This is a genomic window from Caulobacter segnis (assembly GCF_023935105.1).
GTDB lineage: Bacteria > Pseudomonadota > Alphaproteobacteria > Caulobacterales > Caulobacteraceae > Caulobacter > Caulobacter segnis_B.
Window position 1 is genome coordinate 3,889,382 of sequence record NZ_CP096040.1, and the last position, 23,752, is coordinate 3,913,133.

Annotated in this window: 19 protein-coding genes, 1 tRNA gene and 1 pseudogene; 10 read left to right on the forward strand and 11 right to left on the reverse strand. The window is 68.1% G+C overall.

Going from position 1 to position 23,752, the window contains the following annotated elements; translation table 11 throughout:
- Positions 1–19: 19 nt before the first annotated feature.
- Entirely contained in the window at positions 20–1,207 is a 1,188-nt protein-coding gene (locus MZV50_RS18225; protein WP_252630713.1) for a CaiB/BaiF CoA transferase family protein, read from the forward strand.
- On the opposite strand, the gene MZV50_RS18230 is transcribed toward MZV50_RS18225, so the two are convergent.
- Entirely contained in the window at positions 1,197–2,063 is an 867-nt protein-coding gene (locus tag MZV50_RS18230) for a lytic transglycosylase domain-containing protein (RefSeq protein ID WP_252630714.1), read from the reverse strand. The genes MZV50_RS18225 and MZV50_RS18230 overlap by 11 nt on opposite strands.
- Positions 2,064–2,256: 193 nt before the next feature.
- On the opposite strand from MZV50_RS18230, the gene MZV50_RS18235 reads away from it, so the two are divergent.
- On the forward strand, positions 2,257–2,979 hold the full coding sequence (locus tag MZV50_RS18235) for an energy transducer TonB (RefSeq protein WP_252630715.1): 723 nt from the start codon (positions 2,257–2,259) through the stop codon (positions 2,977–2,979).
- Between the two features lie 65 nt (positions 2,980–3,044).
- On the opposite strand, the gene MZV50_RS18240 is transcribed toward MZV50_RS18235, so the two are convergent.
- Both MZV50_RS18240 and MZV50_RS18245 read right to left on the reverse strand, forming a co-directional pair.
- Positions 3,045–4,208: an acyl-CoA dehydrogenase family protein gene (locus MZV50_RS18240; protein ID WP_252630716.1), complete on the reverse strand. Its 1,164-nt coding sequence runs from the start codon at positions 4,206–4,208 to the stop codon at positions 3,045–3,047.
- Between the two features lie 32 nt (positions 4,209–4,240).
- A complete protein-coding gene (locus MZV50_RS18245) occupies positions 4,241–5,254 on the reverse strand; it encodes an NAD(P)/FAD-dependent oxidoreductase (RefSeq protein ID WP_252630717.1) in 1,014 nt (337 codons plus the stop codon).
- Between the two features lie 215 nt (positions 5,255–5,469).
- Here MZV50_RS18245 and MZV50_RS18250 point away from each other — a divergent pair, with 215 nt between their 5' ends.
- The 4 genes from MZV50_RS18250 (at position 5,470) to ku (ending at position 11,583) form a co-directional block, all read left to right on the forward strand.
- Entirely contained in the window at positions 5,470–5,877 is a 408-nt protein-coding gene (locus MZV50_RS18250) for a helix-turn-helix domain-containing protein (protein ID WP_223390965.1), read from the forward strand.
- Between the two features lie 308 nt (positions 5,878–6,185).
- Positions 6,186–9,551 (forward strand): TonB-dependent receptor, encoded by a 3,366-nt coding sequence (locus tag MZV50_RS18255; RefSeq protein WP_252630718.1) that lies wholly within the window; start codon positions 6,186–6,188, stop codon positions 9,549–9,551.
- A gap of 123 nt (positions 9,552–9,674) precedes the next feature.
- Positions 9,675–10,706, forward strand: coding sequence for a DNA topoisomerase IB (locus tag MZV50_RS18260; RefSeq protein ID WP_252630719.1), 1,032 nt, complete (start codon positions 9,675–9,677; stop codon positions 10,704–10,706).
- Positions 10,707–10,722: 16 nt separating this feature from the next.
- Positions 10,723–11,583, forward strand: a complete 861-nt coding sequence (gene ku, locus MZV50_RS18265) for a non-homologous end joining protein Ku (RefSeq protein WP_252630720.1) — start codon at positions 10,723–10,725, stop codon at positions 11,581–11,583.
- A 152-nt stretch (positions 11,584–11,735) separates the two neighbouring features.
- Here the strand turns inward: ku and ligD are convergent, their stop codons facing one another.
- Both ligD and MZV50_RS18275 read right to left on the reverse strand, forming a co-directional pair.
- Positions 11,736–14,453 (reverse strand): DNA ligase D, encoded by a 2,718-nt coding sequence (ligD, locus tag MZV50_RS18270; protein ID WP_252630721.1) that lies wholly within the window; start codon positions 14,451–14,453, stop codon positions 11,736–11,738.
- Positions 14,454–14,463: 10 nt separating this feature from the next.
- Positions 14,464–14,721 (reverse strand): hypothetical protein, encoded by a 258-nt coding sequence (locus MZV50_RS18275; protein ID WP_252630722.1) that lies wholly within the window; start codon positions 14,719–14,721, stop codon positions 14,464–14,466.
- A 93-nt stretch (positions 14,722–14,814) separates the two neighbouring features.
- Between MZV50_RS18275 and MZV50_RS18280 the strand changes: the two are divergent.
- From MZV50_RS18280 to MZV50_RS18295, 4 genes and pseudogenes are all read left to right on the forward strand, one after another.
- A pseudogene (locus MZV50_RS18280) lies at positions 14,815–14,900 on the forward strand (hypothetical protein); the annotation flags it as partial.
- 366 nt (positions 14,901–15,266) lie between these two features.
- On the forward strand, positions 15,267–15,548 hold the full coding sequence (locus MZV50_RS18285) for an HU family DNA-binding protein (RefSeq protein ID WP_066682603.1): 282 nt from the start codon (positions 15,267–15,269) through the stop codon (positions 15,546–15,548).
- Between the two features lie 133 nt (positions 15,549–15,681).
- Positions 15,682–16,902 (forward strand): putative DNA modification/repair radical SAM protein, encoded by a 1,221-nt coding sequence (locus MZV50_RS18290; protein WP_436792184.1) that lies wholly within the window; start codon positions 15,682–15,684, stop codon positions 16,900–16,902.
- On the forward strand, positions 16,902–18,347 hold the full coding sequence (locus MZV50_RS18295) for a UdgX family uracil-DNA binding protein (protein ID WP_252630724.1): 1,446 nt from the start codon (positions 16,902–16,904) through the stop codon (positions 18,345–18,347). Before MZV50_RS18290 ends, MZV50_RS18295 begins: the two co-directional genes overlap by 1 nt.
- 61 nt (positions 18,348–18,408) lie before the next feature.
- Here MZV50_RS18295 and MZV50_RS18300 read toward each other — a convergent pair whose 3' ends face one another.
- The 6 genes from MZV50_RS18300 to MZV50_RS18325 form a co-directional block, all read right to left on the reverse strand.
- Complete coding sequence (locus MZV50_RS18300) at positions 18,409–19,359, reverse strand: IS110 family transposase (RefSeq protein WP_252630725.1); 951 nt, start codon at positions 19,357–19,359, stop codon at positions 18,409–18,411.
- A 287-nt stretch (positions 19,360–19,646) separates the two neighbouring features.
- Positions 19,647–20,177, reverse strand: coding sequence for a hemerythrin domain-containing protein (locus MZV50_RS18305; protein ID WP_252630726.1), 531 nt, complete (start codon positions 20,175–20,177; stop codon positions 19,647–19,649).
- A 146-nt stretch (positions 20,178–20,323) separates the two neighbouring features.
- A complete protein-coding gene (locus MZV50_RS18310; RefSeq protein WP_252630727.1) occupies positions 20,324–22,048 on the reverse strand; it encodes an ATP-binding protein in 1,725 nt (574 codons plus the stop codon).
- Complete coding sequence (locus MZV50_RS18315; RefSeq protein WP_252630728.1) at positions 22,045–22,638, reverse strand: YfiR family protein; 594 nt, start codon at positions 22,636–22,638, stop codon at positions 22,045–22,047. The genes MZV50_RS18310 and MZV50_RS18315 overlap by 4 nt, the downstream gene beginning before the upstream one ends.
- Positions 22,639–22,778: 140 nt before the next feature.
- Positions 22,779–22,855 (reverse strand) — tRNA-His (locus MZV50_RS18320).
- 165 nt (positions 22,856–23,020) lie between these two features.
- The gene (locus MZV50_RS18325) at positions 23,021–23,752 is read right to left on the reverse strand and encodes an energy transducer TonB (protein WP_252630729.1); all 732 of its coding nucleotides are present in this window, start codon (positions 23,750–23,752) and stop codon (positions 23,021–23,023) included.

Sequence of the window (23,752 nt, forward strand, 5' to 3'; positions counted from 1 at the left end):
GAAAAGACGGGAGGATGCGATGCTGGAGGGACTGCGCGTCATCGAGCTGGCGACCTATATCGCCGCTCCCGGCGCGGCCGGGATCATGGCGGACTGGGGCGCCGACGTGATCAAGGTCGAGTCGCCCGAGGGCGACCCCATGCGGCGCTTCTTCGACACCATCGGCTCGGACCAGGACGCCAACCCGATCTTCGAGCTGGACAACCGGGGCAAGCGGGCGGTCGTCCTCGACATCCGCAGCGACCTGGGCCGCGAGGCGCTGAAGGCTCTGGCGGCGACCGCCGACATCTTCCTAACCAATGTCCGCCCCGCCGCCCTGGCCCGCGCCGGCCTCGACTTCGAGACGCTGAAGGCGGTCAATCCGCGCCTGATCTATTGCAGCCTGACGGGCTATGGCCTGACCGGTCCCGACCGCGACAAGCCCGGCATGGACGTGGCGGCCTTCTGGTCACGGGCCGGCGTCGGATCGATCACCGCGCCGAAGGGCGCCGAACCCTTCCCGATCCGCACGGGCATGGGCGACCACGTCACGTCGCTCGCAACGGTGTCCGCGATCCTCGCGGCGGTCCACGAGCGCACGCGGACGGGCCAAGGTCGGCTGGTCGAGACCTCGCTGCTGCGCACCGGCGTCTACGCCATCGGTTCGGACATGGCGATCCAGTTGCGCTTCGGGAAGCTGGCCTCGACGCGCGGCCGGCGTGAGTCGGTGCAGCCCCTGGCCAATTTCTACAGGACCGCTGACGGCCGCTGGATCTGCCTGCTGCCGCGCCAGGGCAGCGTCGACTGGCCACGCATCGCCGCGGCCGCCGGCCGTCCCGAGCTGGTCGACGATCCACGCTTCGCCTCGGCCAAGGCCCGCCGGGAGCACGGCCAGACCCTGGTCGACATCCTGGACGAGGCCTTCGGGGCTATGACCTATGAAGACGCCGCCGCCGCGCTGGACGCCGGCGACATCACCTGGGCGCCCTACCAGACCCCGCGCGAGTTGGCGGCCGATGAACAGGCGGAGGCCGCCGGCTGCTTCGTCGACACGCCGGACGGTCAGGGTGGGACCTTCAAGGCGCCCGCGGCTCCCGCCCGTTTTCCGGGTTCGGAGGACGGCCCGCGCGGCCCCGCCCCGAAGCTGGGCGCGGACACGGCGGCGGTGTTCAGGGAGCTGGGTTGGGACGAGGCGCGCGTGGCGGCCCTGAAGGCCGTCAGCGATTGATCTTGTCGTTGGCGTCGGCCAGCACGCGCAGCATCTCGGCCGAGAACATCGAGCTGGCCAGACGCTGACCCCCGCCCATGCTGGCGGTGTCGGACCCGCCGAACGGATTGCCGGCGTCCTGCGAGCCGCGCAGGATCAGGTCGACCATCGCCTCCTGCTGGCGGATGTGCTCCAGGCGCCGGCCGCTGGCGTACTGCAGGAAGCCCTGGTCAGGCTCGACAACCGGCGCCGACGGGCCCGGATCGACGCGGGTGGCGCCACCGGTCTTGGTCAGGTTGGCGTAGACCTCGCCGACCGTGGCGGCGCGGCCGTCCTTGTAGAAGATCGAGCGGTTGGCCTGGGCGGCGTCAGGGAACATGGCCGCGGCGTTGGCGCCGGGCGAGGCGGTCGCCGCCTCGATCAGACGGGCCGAACCCGACGGGCCCAGGAAGTGGGCGGCGTAGAGCTCGCCGGCCGTGGGCGAGCGCCCCACCCGGCCCCGCAGGTAGGACGCGTGGTCCGAGGCGAGCTCGCCAGCCATCAAGGCGGCGGCGTGCGGGTCGGTCTTCAGGCTCAGCACGGCCTTGCGAGCCTCGTCGCCGTCGACCCGATAGCGCCCGTCAGACCCTTGCGAGATCAGGTCGGCGTAGCGGGCGTAGCCGTACTTGGAGCCATGCTTCTTCAGCGTCGAGAGCCAGGTCTGGTCGACGAACTGAAACAAGCCCGAGGCCGACGACGTCCTGGCCTTGGCGATCGGGTTGAAGCCGCTCTCGCGCTTGGCGGTCCCCATCAGGAACGTGAAGTCGACTCCGGTCGCGCTGGAAGCGCGCTGGATCGCCGACTCGACGACGCTGCGGATGGAACTGACGGCGGGCATGGGCCTCAGGAGTCGGCGATCATGGTTAATAGCGAATTAACCACGTTCACACCGCGCCGCGCGGAGACGAGATGCCGCACCCTATCTTACAGGCGTAAGAAAAATCAGCGATAAGATTACGATTGTCAATTTACACCACCGAGCATCCATGCTGACCTGATTTCACAGATGTAGTTTCATCTAGGAGGTCGACATGGCCCTGGCTCTCAACCCCAACGGCTCCGGCATTCCCGGCCTGGACGCTCCGCCGCGCAAGCCTTCGAAGGCGCTGCTGATCGGCCTGGGCGTCTCGGGTGCGCTGCATATCGGTCTGATCGGCTATCTGGCCTATCAGAAGTACGTCGCGCCGCTGCCGCCGATGGTCGAGGACACCACCCTGGTGCTCCAGCCGATCTACACGCCGCCCAAGCCGCCGCCCCCTCCCCCGCCGACCGATCAGCCGCCGCCTCAGGCCGCCGCGCCCAAGCTCCACGCGCCGCTGCAGACGCCGTTCGAGCCGCCGCCGCCGCTGGTCGCCGATCCGACGATCAGGACGGAAGGCCCGCCGGCGACGGGTCCCATCACGACCCTGACGCCGACGCCACCCGCGCCCCCGGCCCCTCCGGCGCCGCAGCCCAAGGTCATCACCCGGGCCAACTGGCTGAAGCTGCCCTCGGCGGATGAGATCGCCCGCTACTATCCGGACAGCGCCGTGCGGCGTGGCGTTTCAGGCGCGGCGACCTTGAACTGCGTGGTGGCGGTGAACGGCGCGGTGCACGACTGCACAGTGCTGTCGGAAACCCCGGCGGACGAAGGCTTTGGCGCCGCCGCCCTGAAGGTCTCGCGCTTCTTCAAGATGAAGCCGCAGACGGAGAATGGCGAGGCCGTCGACGGCGCGACCGTGCGCATCCCGATCCGGTTCAACGCGGGCGCTTAAGCCCTCCTCCGACGTTGAAACGGCGGCCGGGTCGCGCCTTCCGCGACCCGGCCTTTCCCCTTGGATTAGTAGCTCTTGGGCAGGCCCAGCACGCGTTCGGCGATGAAGTTCAGGATCATCTCGCGACTGACCGGGGCGATCCGGGCGATCATCGCCTCGCGGAAGTAGCGTTCGACGTCGTACTCCTTGGCGTAGCCCATGCCGCCATGCGCCAGCACCGAATTCTCGCAGGCGTGGAAGCCGGCCTCGGCGCCCAGGTACTTCGCGGCATTGGCCTCGGCCCCGCAGTCCTTGCCCTGGTCGTAGAGGGCGGCGGCCTTGAAGGCCAGCAGGTTGGCCGCTTCGAGCTCGGCCCACGACTTGGCCAGCGGATGGGCCACGCCCTGGTTCTTGCCGATCGGTCGGCCGAACACGATGCGTTCGTTAGCGTAGGTGGTCGCCTTGGCCAGCGCCGCGCGGCCCAGGCCGATGGCCTCGACGGCGAACAGTACGCGCTCGGGATTGAGGCCATGCAGCAGGTATTGGAAGCCCTTGCCCTCCTCGCCGACCAGATCCTGGGCCGGCACGAACAGGTCCTCGATGAAGAGCATGTTACACTCGACGGCCTTGCGGCCCATCTTCGGGATCGGCTTGGCCTCGATCTTCTCGCGGTCGGTGTAGAAAAGGCTCAGCCCTTGCGTCGGCTTGGCGCATTGATCCTTGGGCGTGGTGCGAGCGATGATCAGGATCTTGTTGGCGCGCTGGGCGCCGGTGGTCCAGATCTTGCGGCCGTTCAGGCGATAGCCGCCGTCGACCTTCTCGGCTCGCGTCTCCAGACTGGAGGTGTCGAGGCCCGAGTTCGGCTCGGTGACGGCGAAGCACATCTTGTCCTCGCCCGAGATGATCCGAGGCAGCAGGCGCTCGCGCTGCTCGTCCGATCCGAACTTCACCAGCGGCATCGGGCCGAAGATGTTCAGGTGGATCGCGCTGGCGCCCGAGAAGCCCGCGCCCGACTGGGCCACGGTCTGCATCATCACGGCCGCTTCCGTCAGCCCTAGGCCCGCCCCGCCGACGCTCTCGGGCATGGCCACGCCCAGCCATCCCCCTTCGGCGATGGCGGCGACAAATTCCTCGGGGAAGTTTCCGGTCTCGTCGGTGCGCCGCCAGTACTCGTCGTCGAAGGCCGCGCACACCTTGGCCACGCCCTCGCGAATGGCTTCCTGCTCTTCGGTCAACCACAATCCGGACATCCGGCCCTACTCCCCTGCGCGCCTTGGTTCTCTTAGGTCTCGGGCTCCTCGAAGCGACGCGCGTCCATGGCGTCGGCGTCGGGGCCCGGGTTATCACCATTCAGATACGCCGCGACCATGTCTGCCACAAGCGGCGCGAGTAGCCAGCCGTTGCGCCGCGCGCCCACGGCCAGCAGCACGCCGGGCGCCGCGCTCCAACCCACCAGAGGCAGGCCGTCGGGCGTGGTGACGCGCACGCCCACCTCGACCTCGGCCTGGCCCAGATCCAGGTCCGGGCGCAAGGCCCAGGCCGCCGCCCGCAGGGCCTGGGTCGCCGAGGCGTCGGGCGAGAGATCGTCGCGACCGACCTCCATGGTGGCGCCGACCGCCAGCGTCTCGCCGGGCGCCAGATAAACGCCCTCGCCGCGCACCACCGCCGGATCGTCCGTCGCCGCGTCCGTTCGCAGGATCTGGCCCTTGATCGGGGCCAGGGCGGCGGTCTCGGGCGCCAGGCGTCCGGCGCGGACGCCGGGACCGGTGGCCAGCACCAGCACGTCAAAGGCCTCCACGCCGCCACCGCTCAGGCGCAGGACGCCCGGCGCGAACGACTCGACCAAGCGCGCCTCGAAGCGGGCGCCGGCGGCCTCGGCGGCGGCGCGCAACGTTCGCAGCGCCGGCCGCGCTTCGATGCGCCAGTCCTCGGCAATGGTCGCCGCCGAGGGCAGGCCCAGGTCGCGCAGGCGTCGATCGACCTGACCCCGCCAGGATTCGGAGCCCTCGATTCGAACCCCCGCTCGGACGATCTCGAGTCCCAGGTCCTCGGCGAAGGCCGGCCACAGGTCGCGGGCGCGGCGCATCAGGTCCAGGTGATCGCGCGAGACCGGATCGAACAGGGCCTCGCTGACCGGCGCCAGCATGCCGGCCGCCACGCCCGAGGCGTTTTCGCCCGAGGGGGCCGAGTCGAAGACGGTGACGGAAAAGCCCGCCCGCGCCAGGCGCAGCGCCACGGCTGATCCCAAAGCCCCGGCCCCAGCCACGGCGATACGCGCCCCAGTTTGAACGTTCATGGCGCGCAAACACCTTCCGGGAAGACGGACGTCAAGTCCGGAACGACCACGTCAGGCGCGGCTTAATCATCGTTAACGGTAGTGAATCGAGCGCGACACTTTGGCGCGAAGACCCGTTCCGTGCACGCCCGGACGTGACGACGCGGCCAAGCTCGGTCTATATCCGTTAATATTGGCACGAGGCCGCCATGCGGCGTTGGAGGGAATTGAGGCGGATGAACGATCGACCCGCAGCCGAACCGGCCCACCCCGTTGATCTGTATGTGGGCGCTCGGCTGAGAATTCGCCGTAAGATGATGGGCCTGAGCCAGACCCAGGTCGCCGACGCCCTCGGCATCACCTTCCAGCAGATCCAGAAGTACGAGCGCGGCGCCAATCGCATCAGCGCCAGCAAGCTGTACGACGCGGCCAAGCTACTACAGGCCCCGGTGTCCTACTTCTTCGAAGGCCTCGATGAGACCGACGGCGGCATCGACGACGGCTTCGCCCAGCGCATGACCGAGTTCGTCTCCACGCCCGAGGGTCTGGAGCTGGCCAGCCTGTTCCCGCGCCTGGCCGATCGCCGCCTGCGCCGCCGGGTCGTCGACCTGGTCCGCGCCATGGTGGACGACGAGGCGCCGTAGTCGCCAAATTCGCCCGCGCAAGCCGGCCTGAAAGAGCCCGCGCACTCTGCCGGTGACGCGGGTTTTCTTTTGGCCGAAACGACCCCGCGACTCAGTTCGACGGTCCGCACACGAAGTAAATTCTTACTTGGTGGTCGCTGCCGGTCGCGTCGCCCGCCTAGCGAACGACCGTTCATCGGCGAACGCCGTCCAATTCGCAGGCAAGGCGTCCGCGGACGCCCCTCGACGCGCCGGCTCCTGTCTGTGTCGATGTGAAAAATCACCATGATGTTTTCCAGCGGTTTCGTGACCGCAACGAGGGGATTCACATGGTTTCGATGAAGCGATTGGCGGCGGGGGCCGCCCTTGGCGCTATGGCGCTGGCGATGGGGAGCGCAGTCTATGCTCAGGAGACCACCGCCGCCCTGCACGGGCAGGTAAACAACAACGGGGTGGCCGTCGCGAACGCCAGCGTCACCGTGCTGCACACGCCTTCGGGCACGCGCAGCGCGACCATGACCGGAGCCAGCGGCGCGTTCGACGCGCGCGGCCTGCGGGTGGGCGGTCCCTATACGGTGACGGTCACCACGCCCGACGGCGGGGCCAAGACCTATACCGACCTCTTCCTCAGCCTGGGCAAGACCACCGACCTGGCCGTCGAGCTGGGCGACAACGCGGAGGTCGAGGCCGTGGTCGTCTCGGCCGCCAGCCGGGGCAACAATGATCAGGGCCCCAAGACGGTCCTGAACCGCGACGATCTGAACTCGGTCGTGACCGTGACCCGCGACCCGCGTGACTTCGCCCGTCGCGACATCCTGGTGGCCCAGGACCTGTCGGGCGCCCGTGGCGGCACCAATGGCGGCGGCATCTCGATCGCCGGCTCGAACCCGCGCTTCAATCGCCTGACCGTCGACGGCGTCTCGGCCCAGGACAACTTCGGCCTGGCCCAGGGTGGCATGAGTACGGCGCGTGGCCCGGTCACCCTAGACGCGGTCGAGCAGTTCGCGATCGCGGCCGTGCCGACCGACGTCGAGAATGGCGACTTCGTCGGCGGCGCTCTGAACCTAGTGCTGCGTTCGGGCGGCAACAGCTTCCACGGTGTCGGCTTCGTGAACTACCTGAACGAGGGCATGGTCGGCCGTCACTACAGCGACACCCGCGTGCCGCAGACCATCAGCCAGAAGAACTACGGCGGGTTCCTGTCGGGCCCGATCATCAAGGACAAGCTGTTCTTCGCGGTCAGCTACGAGACCTACAAGACCCTGGACACCACCCAGTTCGGCGCGCCAGGCTCGGGCGCGGTCAACACCTTCTCGAATGGCCTGACCCAGGCGACGTTCGACTCGATCGTCAGCACCTACAACAACAATTACGCCAGCGACTACAGCCTGGGCGGCATCCCACTGACCGCGCCGGTCACCGACAAGAAGTACTCGGCCAAGATCGACTGGAACATCAGCGACAAGCACCGCGCCAGCCTGACCTACCGCTACGCCGAGAGCAGCTCGTTCCAGCGCACCGACCTGGCCGCCGGCGTCGCCTCCCTGTTCTCTCACTGGTACCAGCAGGCCAACAGCGACGAGGCCACGACGCTGGAGATCCACTCCAACTGGACCGACAACCTGTCGACCACGCTGAAAGCGACCTATCGCGACTACCGCAACGGCCAGAACCCGCCCGGCGGCCAGAACTTCTCGGACGTGCGCATCTGCGCCGCCCCGACCTCGGACGCCACCCTGACCAGCTGCGCGGCCGGCTTCTCGCAGGTCTTTTTCGGCCCCGACCAGTTCCGCCACGCCAACGCCCTGGACGAGCAGGAGACCCGCTATCAGGCGACGGCCGAGTACAGCTGGCGCGAGAACCGCTTCAAGTTCGGCGCCCAGGCCCGCAAGGCCGACGTGTTCGACGTCTTCGTGCCTAATGCGCGCGGCCAGTACTATTTCGACTCCATCGCCGACTATCAGGCCGGCCGCGCCAGCCAGCTGATCTACGCCAACTCCGTGACGGGCAATCCGAACGCCGCGGCCTTCGACAGCACCTACTGGACCTATTCGGGCTTCGCCCAGGACACCCTGGACATCACCGACAACCTGCAGGTCTCGGCGGGCGTCCGCTTCGACTGGTACGACGAGCCGGACCGTCCGATCCTGAACCCGAACTTCACCAGCCGGAACGGCTTTTCCAACCAGAAGACCATCGACGGCCTGCACGTCTTCATGCCGCGCGTCTCGGCCGACTGGAAGGCGACCGACAACCTGCGCTTCACCGGGGGCTTCGGCCTGTTCGCGGGCGGCTCGCCCGACGTGCTGACCGGCATCTCGTTCTACAATACCGGCTATGCGACCAGCCAGGTCACCATCCAGCGCAACAGCAACGGCACCTTCACCGAGACCGGCGGCACGCCCGGCTTCACCCAGGCCATTGGCTCGACGGCGCTAGACGGGCTGAACACCGACAGCAAGTTCGGCCTGGCCGTCCCGTCGGTCGTCCAGCAACTGCAGCAAGGCACCCTGAGCGGATCGCCGACCATCCCACCGCTCAGCGAGGTGATCGCCCTGTCGCCCAGCTTCGAGATGCCGGGTCAGTGGAAGCTCTATCTGTCCGGCGAGTGGCGCGGGTCGGGCAAGTGGACCGAGGGCTGGACCGCCACGGTCAACTACATCGCCACCCAGGCCCAAAACGAGATCACCTATTACGACAGCCGCGCCCAGCCGCTGGTGATCGACGGCGTGCAGAAGTTCCTGCCGGACGGCCGCATCCGTTATGACGGCCTGGCCGCCACGACGCCCGGCAAATGGTCGACCAACCTCGGCTCGAACCGCGACGTCATCGTCACCAACGCCGACAAGGGCGAGAGCTGGACCGCCTCGGCCCAGATCTCCAAGCGCTTCGACTGGGGCGGCGACGTCTCGCTGGGCTATGCACGCCAGAACATGAACGACATCAACGCCGGCCTGTTCTTCGGCACCACGGCCGGCTCGCTGTACGGCGGCGTCGCCGCCGGCATGGACCCCAACCGCGATTACCTGGGCCGCTCGGTCTACGAGATCAAGAACCGCTATAAGGCCGAGTTCAGCTATCGCAAGAAGTTCTTCGGCGACAACGAGACCCGCGTGACGCTCTTCGCCGAGCGCCAGGACGGCCGGCCGTTCGGCTTCTACATGCAGGACCGCCAGTCGGGCCGCAGCCAGGTGTTCGGCGTCAACCGCACCGCCCAGATGCTGTATGTGCCGGACCTCAGCGGCAACGGCGGCGCCAGCGGCCTGGACTTCGGCATCGTCCGGTTCGCCACGGCGAACGACCTGGCGCTGTTCAGGAAGTACGTCACCCAGTTCAACCTGCCGACCGGCTTGGTGGAGAAGAACTCCAACACCAACGCGCCGGTCAACCGCCTGGACGCCCAGTTCAGCCAGGAACTGCCGACCCTGATCAACGGCCACAAGCTGAAGGTCCAGGTCGATGTGCGCAACCTGCTGAACCTGATCAACCGCGACTGGGGTCTGGTGTCGGAATACAATGACATCAACACCCTGGCCCGCGTCGACTGCGCCGACGCGAACGGCGCCGCCGTCGGGACCAACAGCGCCACCTGCGATCGCTACCGCTATTCCAGCGTCCCGACCACGGTAACCAAGACCCGCAATACGGGCCTGTCGCTGTGGTACATGCAGGTCTCGCTACGCTACGAGTTCTAGTCCTAGCCCAGCGGCGAAATCCCAGGCTCGCGGCGTTCGCGTCGCGAGCCTTTTTCGTGGCCGGAACCACGCCCTCCCCGCCCCGTTGATCCGGCGACGGAGCGGTGACGAAGGGCTGGCCAAATGCCGCGCGACACGATCGATTTCCCGCCGGTCTCGACCGGCCTTCTCTACGTCAATGACGACGATCCCGGCCTGCGCCGGGTCAAGGCCGGCGACGGCTTCGACTATCGCGATCCCGAAGGTGACCGCGTGAGCGACGCCGCCACGCTGGAGCGCATCCGGCTGCTGGCCATTCCGCCGGCCTGGACCGACGTCTGGATCTGTCCCTCGCCGCGCGGCCACATCCAGGCGACCGGCCGCGACCAGAAGGGCCGCAAGCAGTACCGCTATCACGACGCCTGGCGGCGCGACCGCGACGGGCTGAAGTTCGGGCGGATGATCGCCTTCGGCCGCGCTCTGCCCAGGCTGCGGGCCCGCGTCGAGAAGGACCTCGCCCGGCGAGGCCTGCCGCGCGACAAGGTCATCGCCGCCGTCGTCCGCCTGATGGAGCTGACCCTGATCCGGGTCGGCAATGAGGAATACGCCCAGGCCAACAAGAGCTTCGGCCTGACGACGCTACGCGACCGCCACGCCAAATTGTCCAGTGTCGGGGGTACGTTCCAGTTCAAGGGCAAGAGCGGCAAGGTCCACGTGACCGGCTTCCGCGACCGCCGCCTGGCCCGCATCGTCAAGGCCTGTCAGGACGTGCCCGGCCAGCGGCTGTTTCAGTACCTGGACGACGACGTCCAACGCCGCTCGGTCGAGAGCGCCGACGTCAACGCCTATATCCGCGCCACGATCGGCGAGGATTTCTCGGCCAAGGACTTCCGCACCTGGGCCGGCACCTTGGCCGCCGCCCGCGCCCTATGCCTGGTCCCCAAGGCCGGCAGCGCCACCGAGGCCAAGCGCAACGTCAACACCTGCGTGAAAGCGGTGGCAGGCCTCCTGGGCAACACGGCCGCCGTCTGCCGGGGCTCGTACATCCACCCGCTGGTGCTGGAGGCCTACCAGCAGGGCGTGCTGCCGCTGAAGGCGGGGCGCTCCGAGCGCGCCTTCGAACTGGCCGTGATCCGCTTCCTCGAGGCCGCCCAGGCCTCGTACGCCGAAGCCTGACCGAGGAGAAACGCCCATGGCCGCCGGCCGTCCCACCTGGCAGGGCCACCTGCGTCTGTCGCTCGTGACCTGTCCCGTCGCGATGTACACCGCCACCGACACGGGCGGCGACGTGCGCTTCAACATGCTGCACAAGAAGACGCACAACCGGATCCGGATGATCCCGACCGACCCGGACCTGGGCCCCATCGAGCGCTCGGACATCGTCAAGGGCTACGAGTACGAGAAGGGTGAGTACATCGTCGTCACCCAGGACGAGATCGACAGCGTTCGCCTGGAGAGCACGCGCACGATCGACATCGAGCGCTTCGTGCCCGCCGCCGAGATCGACCGCCTGTACTGGGACAACCCGTACTTCCTGGTCCCCGACGGCAAGCTGGCGGCCGAGGCCTATGGCGTGATCCAAGAGGCCATGACCAAGGAAGGCCAGGTCGCCCTGGGCCGCGTGGTCATGCACCAGCGCGAGCGGCTGTTGGCCATCGAGCCGCGTGACAACGGCATGGTCGCCTGGAGCCTGCGCAGCCACGACGAGGTTCGCGACGCGGCCGCCTTCTTCGACGCCATTCCAGACCAAAAGCCCGACGCGGCGATGATCCAGATCGCCCAGAAGATCATCGAGCAGAAGGAAGGCCCGTTCGATCCGGAGCAGTTCAACGACCGCTACGAGGACGCCCTGCGCGCCCTGATCAAGGAAAAGCGCAAGGGCAAGGGCCGCAAGGTGGTGGTCGAGGAGCCGGCGGACACCAATGTCGTCGACCTGATGGAAGCGTTGCGCGCCAGCCTGGGCAAGGCCCCGGCCAAGGCCAAGCCAACGGCGAAGAAGGCCGCGACCAAGGCGCCGGCGCACAAGGCCGCGCCGAGGAAGAAGGCGAGCTGATCCCTCCAATCCGCTTCCCCGGCGAAAGCCGGGGCCCAGATCGAACCCAGGGCGTCGGAGGTCTTGGCGCGGTTGTCGGCGCGACCAACCGGTGCGCTCAGGATGAATCTGAGTCCCGGCTTTCGCCGGGAATACGGGTATTTGGGCGATCCCTACCGCGAGCCCTTCGTCCCCAGCTTCTTGATCGCCGCCGCCAAGTCGCGCTCGCTGTCGGCATAGGCGTCCCAGGCGTCGAGATCCTTCAGCAGCCCCGGCGCGGTGCGAATGTTGAACCGCGACGGTTCCAGCCCCTTCCTCACCTGGGTCCAGGCCACCGGCCACGAGACCGGCGCCCCGGGCCGACCGCGTGGCGACAGCGGCGCGACCGCGGTGCTCATGCGGTCGTTGCGCAGATAGTCCAGGAAGATCCGCCCGCCCCGCTCCTTCTTGGCCATGGTGATCAGGTACTGCTCGGGACTGTCGGCGGCCATGCGGGCGCAGACCTCGCGGGCGAAGGCCTTGGCGGCGTCCCAGTCCACCTTGCTCCCCTTCAGGGGCGTCACCACGTGCAGCCCTTTGCCGCCGGTGGTCTTGCAGAACGGGACCAGCCCCAGCGCCTCCAGCCGGTCGCGGATCTCCCGCGCCCCCTCGACCACGGCGTCGAACGGCACGTCCGGCGCGGGATCCAGGTCGAAGACCAGCCGTCCCGGAACCTCGGGCTCGCCGGGTTGGCAATTCCAGGGATGCAGCTCGGTCGCCCCCCACTGCGCCGCCGCGACCAGGCTCTCGACCGTGTTGAACATCAGGTAAGGCTTGCGGTCGCCGCTGACCGTGACCTCGTCGATCAGGGCCGAGACACCCTTGCCCGAATGGCGCTGGAAGAACGTTTCGCCCTTGATGCCGTCGGGCATGCGGATCACCGAGCAGGGCCGGCCCTTGACGTGCTCCAGCATCCAGGGCCCGACCGCCTCGAAATACGCCGCCAGGTCCAGCTTGGTCCCCGGCGTCCCGTCGGAGGCGTCGGGCCACAGCGGCTTGTCGGGATTGGAGATCGCCACGCCCAGCACCTGGGCCTTGCCGCCAGCGCGTCTTGGCGTGGCCGTCGTCACCTTAGGCTGGGCCAGCTCGACGTCCTCGACCGGCGCTGGCGTCTCGGCCTCGACCGCCTTGGCGGGCTTGTCCTCGCGGAGTCCCTTGAACGACGCCTGGCGCACCGAGCCGTCTCCCGTGAAGCCGGCGAACTCTATCTCGGCGACCAGCTCCGGATCCACCCAGTGGATGTTGGCCCCGCCGCGTGGCGCCCCCCCCTTGGACGCCCCTTGGCCGCCGAACGGCGAAGTCTTGCGCGCCAGTTTCTTGAGCGCCGGCAGCAGCTTGGCGACCTTGTCGCGGCTAAAGCCCGTGCCGACCCGGCCGACATGGGCCAGCTGGCCCTCGTCATTGTAGATGCCGACGATCAGCGAGCGGAAGGCCTCGCCCGTGGTGGTCCAGCCGCCGATCACCACCTCGTGGCCGGCGCGACACTTGGCCTTGGTCCAGGTCCCCGGCTTGCCCGAGCGGTACGGCGCGTCCAGCTTCTTGGAGACCACGCCCTCGAGCGACATCTTGCAGGCCGACTGCAACACCGCCTCGCCGCCGCTCTGGAAGTGCTCGACATAGCGGATGCGCTCGCCCCCTTTTTGCCCGGAGGCCGGCAGCAGGGCCTTCAGACGCGCCTTGCGCTCCGAAAGCGGGCGGTCCGTAAGATCCTCGCCGCGCTCGTGCAGCAGGTCGAAGGCGAAGAAGATCAGCTCTTCGGTCTTCTCCTCCGACAGCGCCGCCTGCAGGCCCGAGAAGGTCGGCGAGCCGGACTCGTCGAGCGCGACGACTTCGCCGTCGATCAGGCTGTCGGGCAAATCCTCAGCCTCGGAGACCAGGTCGGGGAACCGCTTGCTCCAGTCCAGGCCGGTGCGGGTGCGCAGCGTCACCTTGCCGCCCTCGATGCGCAACTGCATGCGATAGCCGTCGAACTTGATCTCGTGGACCCAGTCCCCGCCGCCCGGTGGGCGGTCCACCAGCTTGCACAGCTGCGGCGGCACGAAGTCCGGCATGGGGGCCTTCTTCGTCGCCTTTGGAGCCGCCCTAGAAGACGCTTTAGCGGCGGGCGCCGGCGACTTGGCCTCGCGGCCCCTGGGCGCGCCGGTCTCTTCCGCCGCCCGCTCGGCGCTGGCCTCGGGCGAACGATTGCTGTTCCACACTGCGTCCGACGCGGCGGCCTTGGCGGTCATGAACGGCGTCGGGGCCTTGCCCTTGCCCGCCGCGATCTGTTCCATCGTCCGACCAGAGGCGATCGAGAAGGACGTGTCGTTCAGAAAGTCGAGGTCACCCTCGATGGCGAACTCATCGCGGTGCTTGATCAGCAGCCAGTTCTCGCGCTTGCCGCTCGATCCGCCCTTGGCGAACTTGTCGTTGTTGATGCGAACGAGGACATAGCCGCCCTTCATCCGCTCGCCGGCGAAGACCAGCTTGATCTCGCCCTTCTTCAGGCCCTTCTCCAGGTCGAAGCCCGGCTCGGGCGCCCACCAGCCGCGATCCCACAGCATCACCGTGCCGCCGCCGTACTGGCCCGCGGGGATCGTGCCCTCGAAGTCGCCATAGGCCAGGGGGTGGTCCTCGACATGGACGGCCAGGCGCTTGTCGTGCGGATCGCGCGACGGGCCCTTGGTTACCGCCCACGACAGGAAGACGCCCTCGTGCTCCAGCCGCAGGTCATAGTGCAGCCGGGTGGCGTCGTGTTTCTGGATGACGAAGCGCGCCCGCTCGGACGCGGCGACCTCGACCTCGCCCGAGGGTTCGGCCGTGAGCTTGAAGTCGCGCTTGGCCTGGTAGGCCGCGAGCTTGCGCGCCGCCATCGTGCGCCCCCTATTCGCCGTCGAAGACCTCGGGCCGCTCGTCGTCGGGATCGCCGGCTTCGTCTTCCTCCAGCGCGATGATCTCGTCGTCGTCCAGCTCCTCGCCGATCAGGGCGTCATCGTCGTCCTCGTCGCCCTCGGCCTGGGTGACATCCAGCACGTCGGGCAGTTCCTCGAAGGTGCGGAATTCGCCGTCCTTGCCGATGACGTCGTCATCCATCGCCTCGGCGCCGTCCTGCTCGTCCCATCCGTTGTCGACATCGGTCATGAAAGGTCTCCTCGCGGGGTTCGAAAGGAGGAATGACTGGGCGCGGGCGGCGTTCCGGTCTTGTCGAATTGATCGCGACACAGGGCCGCCGCTCCGAGTATCCCCCTCGGACCTGTCCCCGCTCGATCGCGCCCCGCCGCCACGATGGTCGCTGGCCACGCGCCCTTTTCTCGCGACGAAGTGAAGACAGCATACGGCAGCTTTTCAGGGGGACGCAGAGCAGTGAATGCTCGTCGAACGCTCCTTCTCCCCTTGCGGGAGAAGGACGAATGCGCGTGCTTCGAAGGGCGTTAAGCCACTCCGCGAACGCGATTCCCGCTCAGAATCACCCATGCCGCGAGTCGCCCGATGGTCCACCTTTGAGACCATCATTAACGCTTTTGCCCCGAACTTGGCCGTTCCAGAGACGACGATTCCGAAAAAATCCCCGCCCCACGGGCGTTTTGCCCCCATGAATCGGCGTTTTAACCTTCCCTAACGGGTGACAAACGCGAAACGCCTCGGCAGGCTCGCATTTCCCTGATTCACAGGACATGAGCTTAGAGATGACGAACGTTTCCGACCTGGTCGACGCCGCTGTCGCCGCTGACGACAAGCTGACCAAGACCCAAGCCAAGGCCATCATCGACGGCGTCTTCAAGTCGATCTCCGACGCCGCCGTGAAGGGCGAAGAAGTCTCGATCCCGGGCTTCGGCAAGTTCAAGGTCCAGGCCAAGCCGGCCCGCACCGGCCGCAACCCGGCCACGGGCGCGACCATCGAGATCGCCGCCAGCAAGAAGGTCGCCTTCACGCCGGCCAAGCAACTGAAGGACGCCGTCAACGGCTAAGCCTTTTCGGCGAGAAGCGGGCGCTACAAGTGTTCGCTTCTCGACGTTGCTATTCACGCGCGACATTGTGCTCCGCGCCCTTGTCGCGCGTGAAGACTTTCCAGAACAAATCAAGAACGATAACGTGCCGCGCATGGCCGTTCTCGATCTCAGGCGCAAGCTCGCCATCCTCTCCGACGCCGCCAAGTACGATGCGTCCTGCGCGTCCTCCGGGGCAGAGAAACGAACGTCCGTCGGCGGTCAGGGCATGGGCTCCACCGAGGGCATGGGCATCTGCCACGCCTACGCCCCCGACGGCCGCTGCATCAGCCTGCTGAAGATCCTGCTGACCAACTTCTGCATCTACGACTGCGCCTACTGCATCAACCGCGTGTCCTCGAACACGCCCCGGGCGCGGTTCAGCGTGAAGGAGGTCGTCGACCTCACCCTGAACTTCTACAAGCGCAACTATATCGAGGGCCTGTTCCTGTCCTCCGGCGTGATCCGCACGGGCGACTACACGATGGAGGAGATGGTCCGGGTGGCGAAGTCGCTGCGGCTGGACCATGACTTTCGCGGCTACATCCACTTGAAGCTGATCCCCGAGGCTTCGCCCGAGTTGGCGGCGGAGGCCGGGCTCTACGCCGACCGGGTGTCGATCAATATCGAGCTGCCGCGCGACGACAGCCTGGCCGCTCTGGCGCCCGAGAAAAGCCCGACCGACATCAAGCGCGCCATGGGCCGCATGCGCCTGGCCATCGACGACCACGCCGAGCCCGCGCGCAGGGCCGGCAGGCGGTCGTTCGCCCGCAGCCAGTCGACCCAGCTGATCGTCGGGGCCGACGCGGCCAAGGACGGCGACATCCTGGCCCGCAGCGCCAACCTCTACGGGGCTTATCGCCTGGGGCGGGTCTACTACTCCGCCTTCAGCCCGATCCCGGACGCCAGCCACCGCCTGCCTCTGGCGCGGCCGCCGCTGCTGCGCGAGCACCGCCTGTACCAGGCCGACTGGCTGATGCGGTTCTACGGCTTCACGCGGCCCGAGATCGTGGCCGAGGGCGAGGACCTGGACCTGTCGGTCGACCCCAAGACCGGCTGGGCGCTGAAGAACCGCGCCAGCTTCCCGGTCGACGTCCAGACCGCCGACAAGGAAACCCTGCTGCGCGTGCCGGGCCTGGGCGCAAAGGCCGTGGAACGCATCCTGGCGGCCCGAAAGGTCACGCGCCTGACCCTGGACGACCTCAAGCGGGTCGGGGCCGTCCTGAAGCGCGCCAGGGCCTTCGTGGTCACCGCCGACTGGACCCCGGGCGCCCTGGCCGACCGGGACAGCCTCAGGGCCGCGCTGGTCCAGCCCCAACAGCTGAGCCTGTTCTGATGCGGGTCGCGCGTCTGGCCTCGGAGATCGACTTCACCAGCTGGCGCGCGGCCGCCCGGACGCTGCGGGCGGAAGGCGTGGCGCCCCAGGCGGTGGTGTGGACGGTGGAGCGGGAGCTGTTCGATCTGGCGCCGCCCTCCCCCACGCCGGCGCCCGCGTCGGCCCATTTCACGGTCCCGGCCGCCTTCGTCGAGTTGGCCGAGCAGGTCATCCTTCACCGCGCCCCCGATCGCCTCGCCTTGCTCTACCGCATCCTGTGGCGGCTGGAGCGCGAGCCCCGGCTGATCGACAATCCGGCCGATCCCGATATGGCCAGGGCGCGCGACATGGCCAAGGCCGTCAGCCGCGCGTCGCACAAGATGAAGGCCTTCGTCCGCTTTCGCCTGATCGAAGGCGCGGTGGGAAGCCGCTCCGCGGAAACCTACGCCGCCTGGTTCGAGCCCGCCCATCGGGTCACCGAAGCCACGGCCCCGTTCTTCGTGCGCCGTTTCACCAACCTGGACTGGACGATCCTGACACCGGACGCGTGCGTGGCCTGGGACCGCGAGCGTTTGACGGTGTCCGAAGGCGCCGATCCGGCCGACGCGCCGTCCGAGGACGCCCAGGAAGAGCTCTGGCGCACCTACTACGCCTCAATCTTCAATCCCGCGCGCCTGAACCCTAGGCAGATGCGCCAGGAGATGCCCAAGCGCTACTGGCGGAACCTGCCGGAGGCGGCGCTCATTCCGGATCTGATCGAAACCGCCCAGGAGCGCGCCGCCGCCATGGTCGCCGCCCGTCCGTCCAAGCCGCCCGAACGCAAGCTGAAGGCGGCCCTGCGCCATGCCCGAGACGCTTCTTATGACGGGTCGCTGCCGACCTCGCTGGACGACGTGGCGGCCGGGGTCGAAGTCTGCCGTCGCTGCGACCTCTGGCGCGACGCCACACAAGGCGTGCCGGGCGAAGGCGCGCCGAAGGCGGCGCTGATGTTCGTCGGCGAGCAGCCGGGCGACCAGGAGGACTTGGCCGGGCGTCCCTTCGTCGGCCCGGCGGGTCAGATGTTCGACAGAGCCTTGGCCGAGGCGGGCGTGCCGCGCGACCGGACATTCGTCACCAACGCCGTGAAGCACTTCAAGCACGAGCCACGCGGCAAGCGACGCCTTCACAGGACCCCGGACCGGGGCGAGGTCACCGCCTGCCGCTGGTGGCTGGACGCCGAGCGACGACTGGTGAAGCCCCGCGTGATCGTGATGCTGGGCGCAACGGCGGCGCTGGGCGTGATGGGCAAGCCGACCCCGATCGGGGCCAATCGCGGCAAGGCGCTGCAGCTGTCCGGCCAGGCGCGGGGCGTGGTGACCTATCACCCCGCGTTCCTGCTGCGCGTCCCGGACGAGGAGGCCAGGGCGCGAGCCTACGCCGAGTTCGTGCAGGACCTGAGGCTGGCGGGGGAACTGGCGGGGGTGTGAGGTTGGAAATCCGCTCCCCGTTTGGGGGAGCTGTCTCGGAGTGACTGAGCAACCATGTTGTTCAGGGTGCGACAGACCTCCAGGGGAGTTGCCTCGCGAGCACGAGGTTTGCGGCTTCGATGAGCTTTCGCATGACGGCGACGATGGCGACCTTGGGAGGTTTTCCGGCGTCGCGCAGGCGCTGGGCGAAGGCTTTGAAGCCAGGGTCGAAGCGCTTGGCGGCGATGGCGGCCAGGTAGAGCATGTGGCGCGGGCGAGCCCGTCCGCCGCCGATGAAGGCCTGGCCCTTCCATTGTCCCGACTGTCGATCGAAGGGCGCTACGCCGAGCAAGGCGGCGGCCTGCCCGCGCCGGAGGTTTCCCAGTTCGGGCATGCGGATCAGCAGGCTGGCGGCCACGATCGGTCCCACGCCGGGCAGCGACATCAAGAGGCGGTGACGCGTCAGAAGGTCTGGACAGGCCTTGATCTGCTCCAGGATCTGATCGGCCAGCCTGGCCTTCAGGTCCGACAGGCTCTGGATCTGCTCGTCCAGGGTCTGGATCAGGTCGGGCAGGTCGACGTGCTCCATGAAGGTCTTCATGGCCGCCGCCTGATCCGTGATCTGTTCGTAGGCCGTCAGGCGCTGGGCCAGTTCAACCAGGCGCGGGTCCTGGGCGGCGCGGACCGTGTCGACCTGGGCCGTCGCCGCCGCGATCAAAGCCGCATCCAGCGCATCGGTCTTGGCCTTCCAGCGCTTGAGCCGGGCGAACAGCCGAACCTCCAGCGGCTGATGGACCACGACCTCAAGGCCCACCGCTTCAAGCCGGGTCCGGATCTGGCGCTCGTAGCCCGCCGTCGCCTCCAGCCCCGCCCGAACGACGCCTTGCTCGGTCAACCAGCCGATCAGCGCCTCATGGCCCGTCTCGTCGTTGCCGAACCGGCGCGTCTCGCCCTGACCATGGACGGCGACGTCCAGCCAGCGCTTGCCTACGTCGATCCCGGCGATTTTCGTGTTACGCTCCACCCGTTCCATCGACCCATCCTTGTGGCTTCGGACCCATCCGTCCCTGCAACCATCCGGGTCATGAAACGTCGGCGGCGGCCCTGCTCAGTCCCAGCACTCAAACGCTCGGGGGCAAACGGCCCCTCCGCCGACAGCTCGCTTGGCGTTCCTCCGCCAAGCGAGCGTCCCGGAAGACCCCGTCACAATGCCACCAAATCAACAGACAAGGGGGCGTCGCCGGCCTATGCCGAGCTGCCTGCCCCCTCCGGCCCTCCGGGCCACCTCCCCCGCATCGCGGGGGAGGTGAAGCCAGACGGCTAGTTCGCCTTCTTGCCGCCCAGCTGGGCCATCAGTTCTTCCTTGCGGGCCTTCATGCGCTCGCCCATGGCTTCCAGGTCCTCGTCGCCCTTCTTGGCCTGGGCGAAGAAGCCGCCGGGCTGTTCCTCTTCCTTGACGTGATGCTTGATGTACTCGCCCAGCACCTTGACCTTGGCATCGTAGAACTCTTGGCCCGGCTTCATCGCCTCGATCTCGGCGATCAGCTTCTTGGCGCCGTCGTGCTCGACATAGGCCTCGTCGATCAGGTCGTCCTCGACCTCGCCACGGCTCTCCGGATAGAGGACCTCCTCCTCGATCTGGGTGTGGACCTTCAGGGCCAGGGCGATCTTGTTGAACAGGGCCAGCTTCTCGGCGTCGCTCTCGAGTTGCTCGTACTCGTCGAACATCGCGTCGACCTCGCGGTGATCCTGCTTCAGCAGGCGGATGGCCAGCGGGTCACGACGGCCCGTGCGACGGGTGGTCTTGCGCGGCTTGGCGGACTTGGTGGCGGTCTTGGTAGCGGCAGCCATGGAAATCTCCCTCAATGTCCCCGACCGCCAACCAACACCCTCGCCGCGCAAGGCGTTCCAAACTCCGTAAACACCCAGGATCAAAAGAGATTTTGAGAGACGTTCGCAGTGTCGAGCAAACGAACTTTCCCGAGGCGGGCCTAGCGCTAGCCGGCCCGCGCCGGACCCGAGAGGGCCGTGTCCAGCTCGGCGGCCAGGGCCTCGATGCGGTAGGGCTTGATCAGAACCCGCCGGCCCTCGTTGGTCGCCGCCGCCGCCGCCGCGCTGTAGCCGGTGGTCAGGATCACCGGCAGGGTCGGCCGCAGGCGCGAGATGTCCCTGGCCAGGTCCAGGCCGCCGAGGTCGCCGGGCATCACCATGTCGCTGAACACCAGGTCGAACGCGCCGTCGCGCCGCAAGACGTCCAGGGCGGCCAAGGCGTCGGCCGTCCGCGCCACGTCGTAGCCCAGTTCGCGCAGCATCTCCTCGACCAGCTGAGCAACGCTGTCGTCGTCCTCGACCAGCAGGACACGGTGGCGGCCGGCTGGCTCCAGCTTGCGGGGTGCGATCACGATCGGCTCGGCGACCAGGGCCTTGGTCGAGCGCGGAATACGCAGCCAGACCGTGGTGCCCTCGCCCAGCTTGCTGTCGACACCTGCCTCGCCGCCCGAAGCCCGGGCGAAGCCATAGACCTGCGATAGGCCCAAGCCCGTGCCCTTGCCCACAGCCTTGGTGGTGAAGAACGGTTCGAACAATCGGGTCAGCATTTCGGGCGCGACGCCGACGCCGGTGTCGCGGATCGCCAGGCGCACGATGTCACCCTGCCCGTCCGGACGGCCCGACGGCTCGTTGCGAGCTTCGATGGTGATCGTCCCGCCGTCAGGCATGGCGTCGCGGGCGTTGATGGCGATGTTCAGCACCGCCACCTCCAGCTGCGAGGCGTCGACCTCGACCCGCCACAGGTCGGGCGGCAGCGCGATCTCGACCTTGACGTCCTCGCGCAGCGAGCGGTCCAGCAGGGCGTGCATGCCGGCCAGCCGCGCGGCGATGTCGACGACCTCGGGCTTCAACGGCGTGCGGCGCGAGAAGGCCAGCAGCTGCTGGGTCAGGCTGGCGCCGCGGTCGATGGCCTGGCGCACGCCCTGGCGCAGACGCTCGCGTCGCGCGGGATCGGTGGTGCGGTCCAGCAGGTCGATGCCGCTGGACGCGACCATCAGCAGGTTATTGAAATCGTGCGCCACGCCGCCGGTCAGCTGGCCCATGGCCTCCATCTTCTGCGACTGGCGAAGGGCTTCTTCCGCCTTCTCGCGCTCGCGGATCTCCGCCCGCAGCTTGCGATAGGCCTCGGCCTCGCGCGCGTTGGCCGCGCCCAGCACGGCCACCAGCAAAGCCGCCATCACGATCAGCAACGCGAAGCCGGCGTAGCGCATGGCCCGCCGCGCCGGCGATTCCAGCACGGTGCGCAAATAGACCGAGCCCAGCACCGTGTCGCCTTCGGTCACCCGCGAGGTGAGCACCAGCCGGGGCCCTTCCACGCGCGGCGGCCCCGGGACGTTGCGGACCGGTGGCGGCGGCGCGCCCGCGCGGACGTAGCTAGCCGCTAGCCCGCCCCCCATGTCGTAGGCGGCGACCGCCTCGACGTCCGGATTGGAGCTCTGGGCCCCGACATATTCCCGCGCGGCGGAGCGATCGTCGAAGGCCAGCGGCGCGGCCATGCTGCCGGCCAGGATGCGCAACTGCACCTCGGCCTGGCGGAAACGCTCCTGCTGGCTCAGGTGCTCGTTATAGGCGGCCATGGCGAAAGCGGCCGCGACGATGGCGACGGCCACGCCGATCGCCATCGACACCGTGAAGGCGGGTCGCCAGCGGGATCGCGACGCCGGTGGGATCATCTGCCGCCATCCCGCGGTTGGGCCGACAGCGCCAGCAACTTGGAACTCAAGGTCAGGCCGGCCGACTGAGCCATCTCCGCGCGGATCGTGAAGCGCAGCCGGCTCTCCAGCGTGACGAACTGGACCACGGCGCCGGGCGCATCCAGCGTCTCATCGGCGACGGTCAGGACGGGCCGCCCGGCGACGGCGGCCAGCATCTGCTGAGGCGTCTGCCGGCGCGAGGCGCTCAGGAACAGCAGGTGGCAATCCGCGCCCTTGGCGACGGGCGACAGGCGGATCACCACCACCGGGTGGTCGCCGACGCGCAGCCCCCCGGCCACCCGGTCGATGGCCACGCCGAACGGATCATGGCCGCCGATACACAGGTGGAACGGACTGGTGGGGCCTTCGAAGGCCGCATCGGGCCAGTCGACGAACGGGGTGAACTTGGCCAGGTAGCCGGCTTTCAGGGCGTAGCCTGGTTCTTGCTCGCCGGCCTGGGCCGCGCCGGTCAGCGCGCACGCCGTCAGGACCGTCGCGACAGACCGCGACAGCCACTTACGCCAACTGGGCCTAGACCCCAGGGCGCTCGGCGGGAAACCCAAAACCATACGCCTGTCCCCATCGGAGTTCTCAACGCGAAGCAGAGCTGTTCGATCCCACACCAATGACATTTTGGAGGCAAGGGTCGAGAAGACGACGGAAAAGCAAAAAGCCCGGGGCAGGCCCCGGGCTTTTCAAAGTCTTGCGATGGTACCAGCTCTCGGGCTCGAACCGAGGACCTCTAGATCCACAATCTAGCGCTCTAACCAACTGAGCTAAGCCGGCTCATCGCGAGGCGTCGTCTTTAGTCGGATCGGCCCCTGGGATCAAGCGCCGATCCGGCCGATTTTAACAGGAAAACGCCCCCCGGTCAGAAAACGCTTCCGGAACAGAAAAACGCCCCGGAGCCGAAACTCCGGGGCGCTTCTGGTATTCGCCTTGATCCAGGCCCTATTGCGGGACTTGGAACACCAGCGGGACGGTCACCTGACCACCGTCGACGGGCGCGCCGTCGAGGGTCTTAGGCTTCATCCGGAACAGGCGCGACAGACGCAGGGCAGCGTCGCCGAAGCCCATGTCCGCAGGGTTCTCGGAAACCACGGAGCAGCTTTCCAGAGTCCCCTTGGCCGTCACGGTGCACGAGATCGTCGCGCGCCCCGAGACTTCCATCCGCTGAGCACGGTCCGGATAGTACCGGGCCATGTCGTCGCCGGAGGGCTTACGGGCCCAGTCCGGACGGGTGATCACCGACGCCCGGGCCGGCGGGTTCGTGGGAACCGGCGGCACGGAGGAGATCACCGGCGGAGCCGTCGTCTCGACCCGCTTTTCAACGGGCGGGATCGGCAGCGGCGGCGGCGGCGTCACATCCGGGGGCGGAGCCACCGGAGGACGGGGCTGCACCACGGCCGGAGGCGGCGGCGGCTCGTTGGTCGGCGGCGGCGGCGGCGGCGGAGGCGGAGGCGGCGGAGGAGGCGGAGGCAGCTCCACATCCACGGCGTCGTCCGAGTACTGCTGCATCACCGCTTCGAATTTCTGCTTCGCCAGATAGGCGAAGAGCAATCCGTGCAGACCCAGAACCACCGCCAGGGCGATGGTGAAGGGTCCAGCGCCTTTTTTGCGCCGGGGACCATCCGAAGTGAGCGGATCGTAGTGGCGATGCTCGGGCGTTTGTTGTTCAGCCAT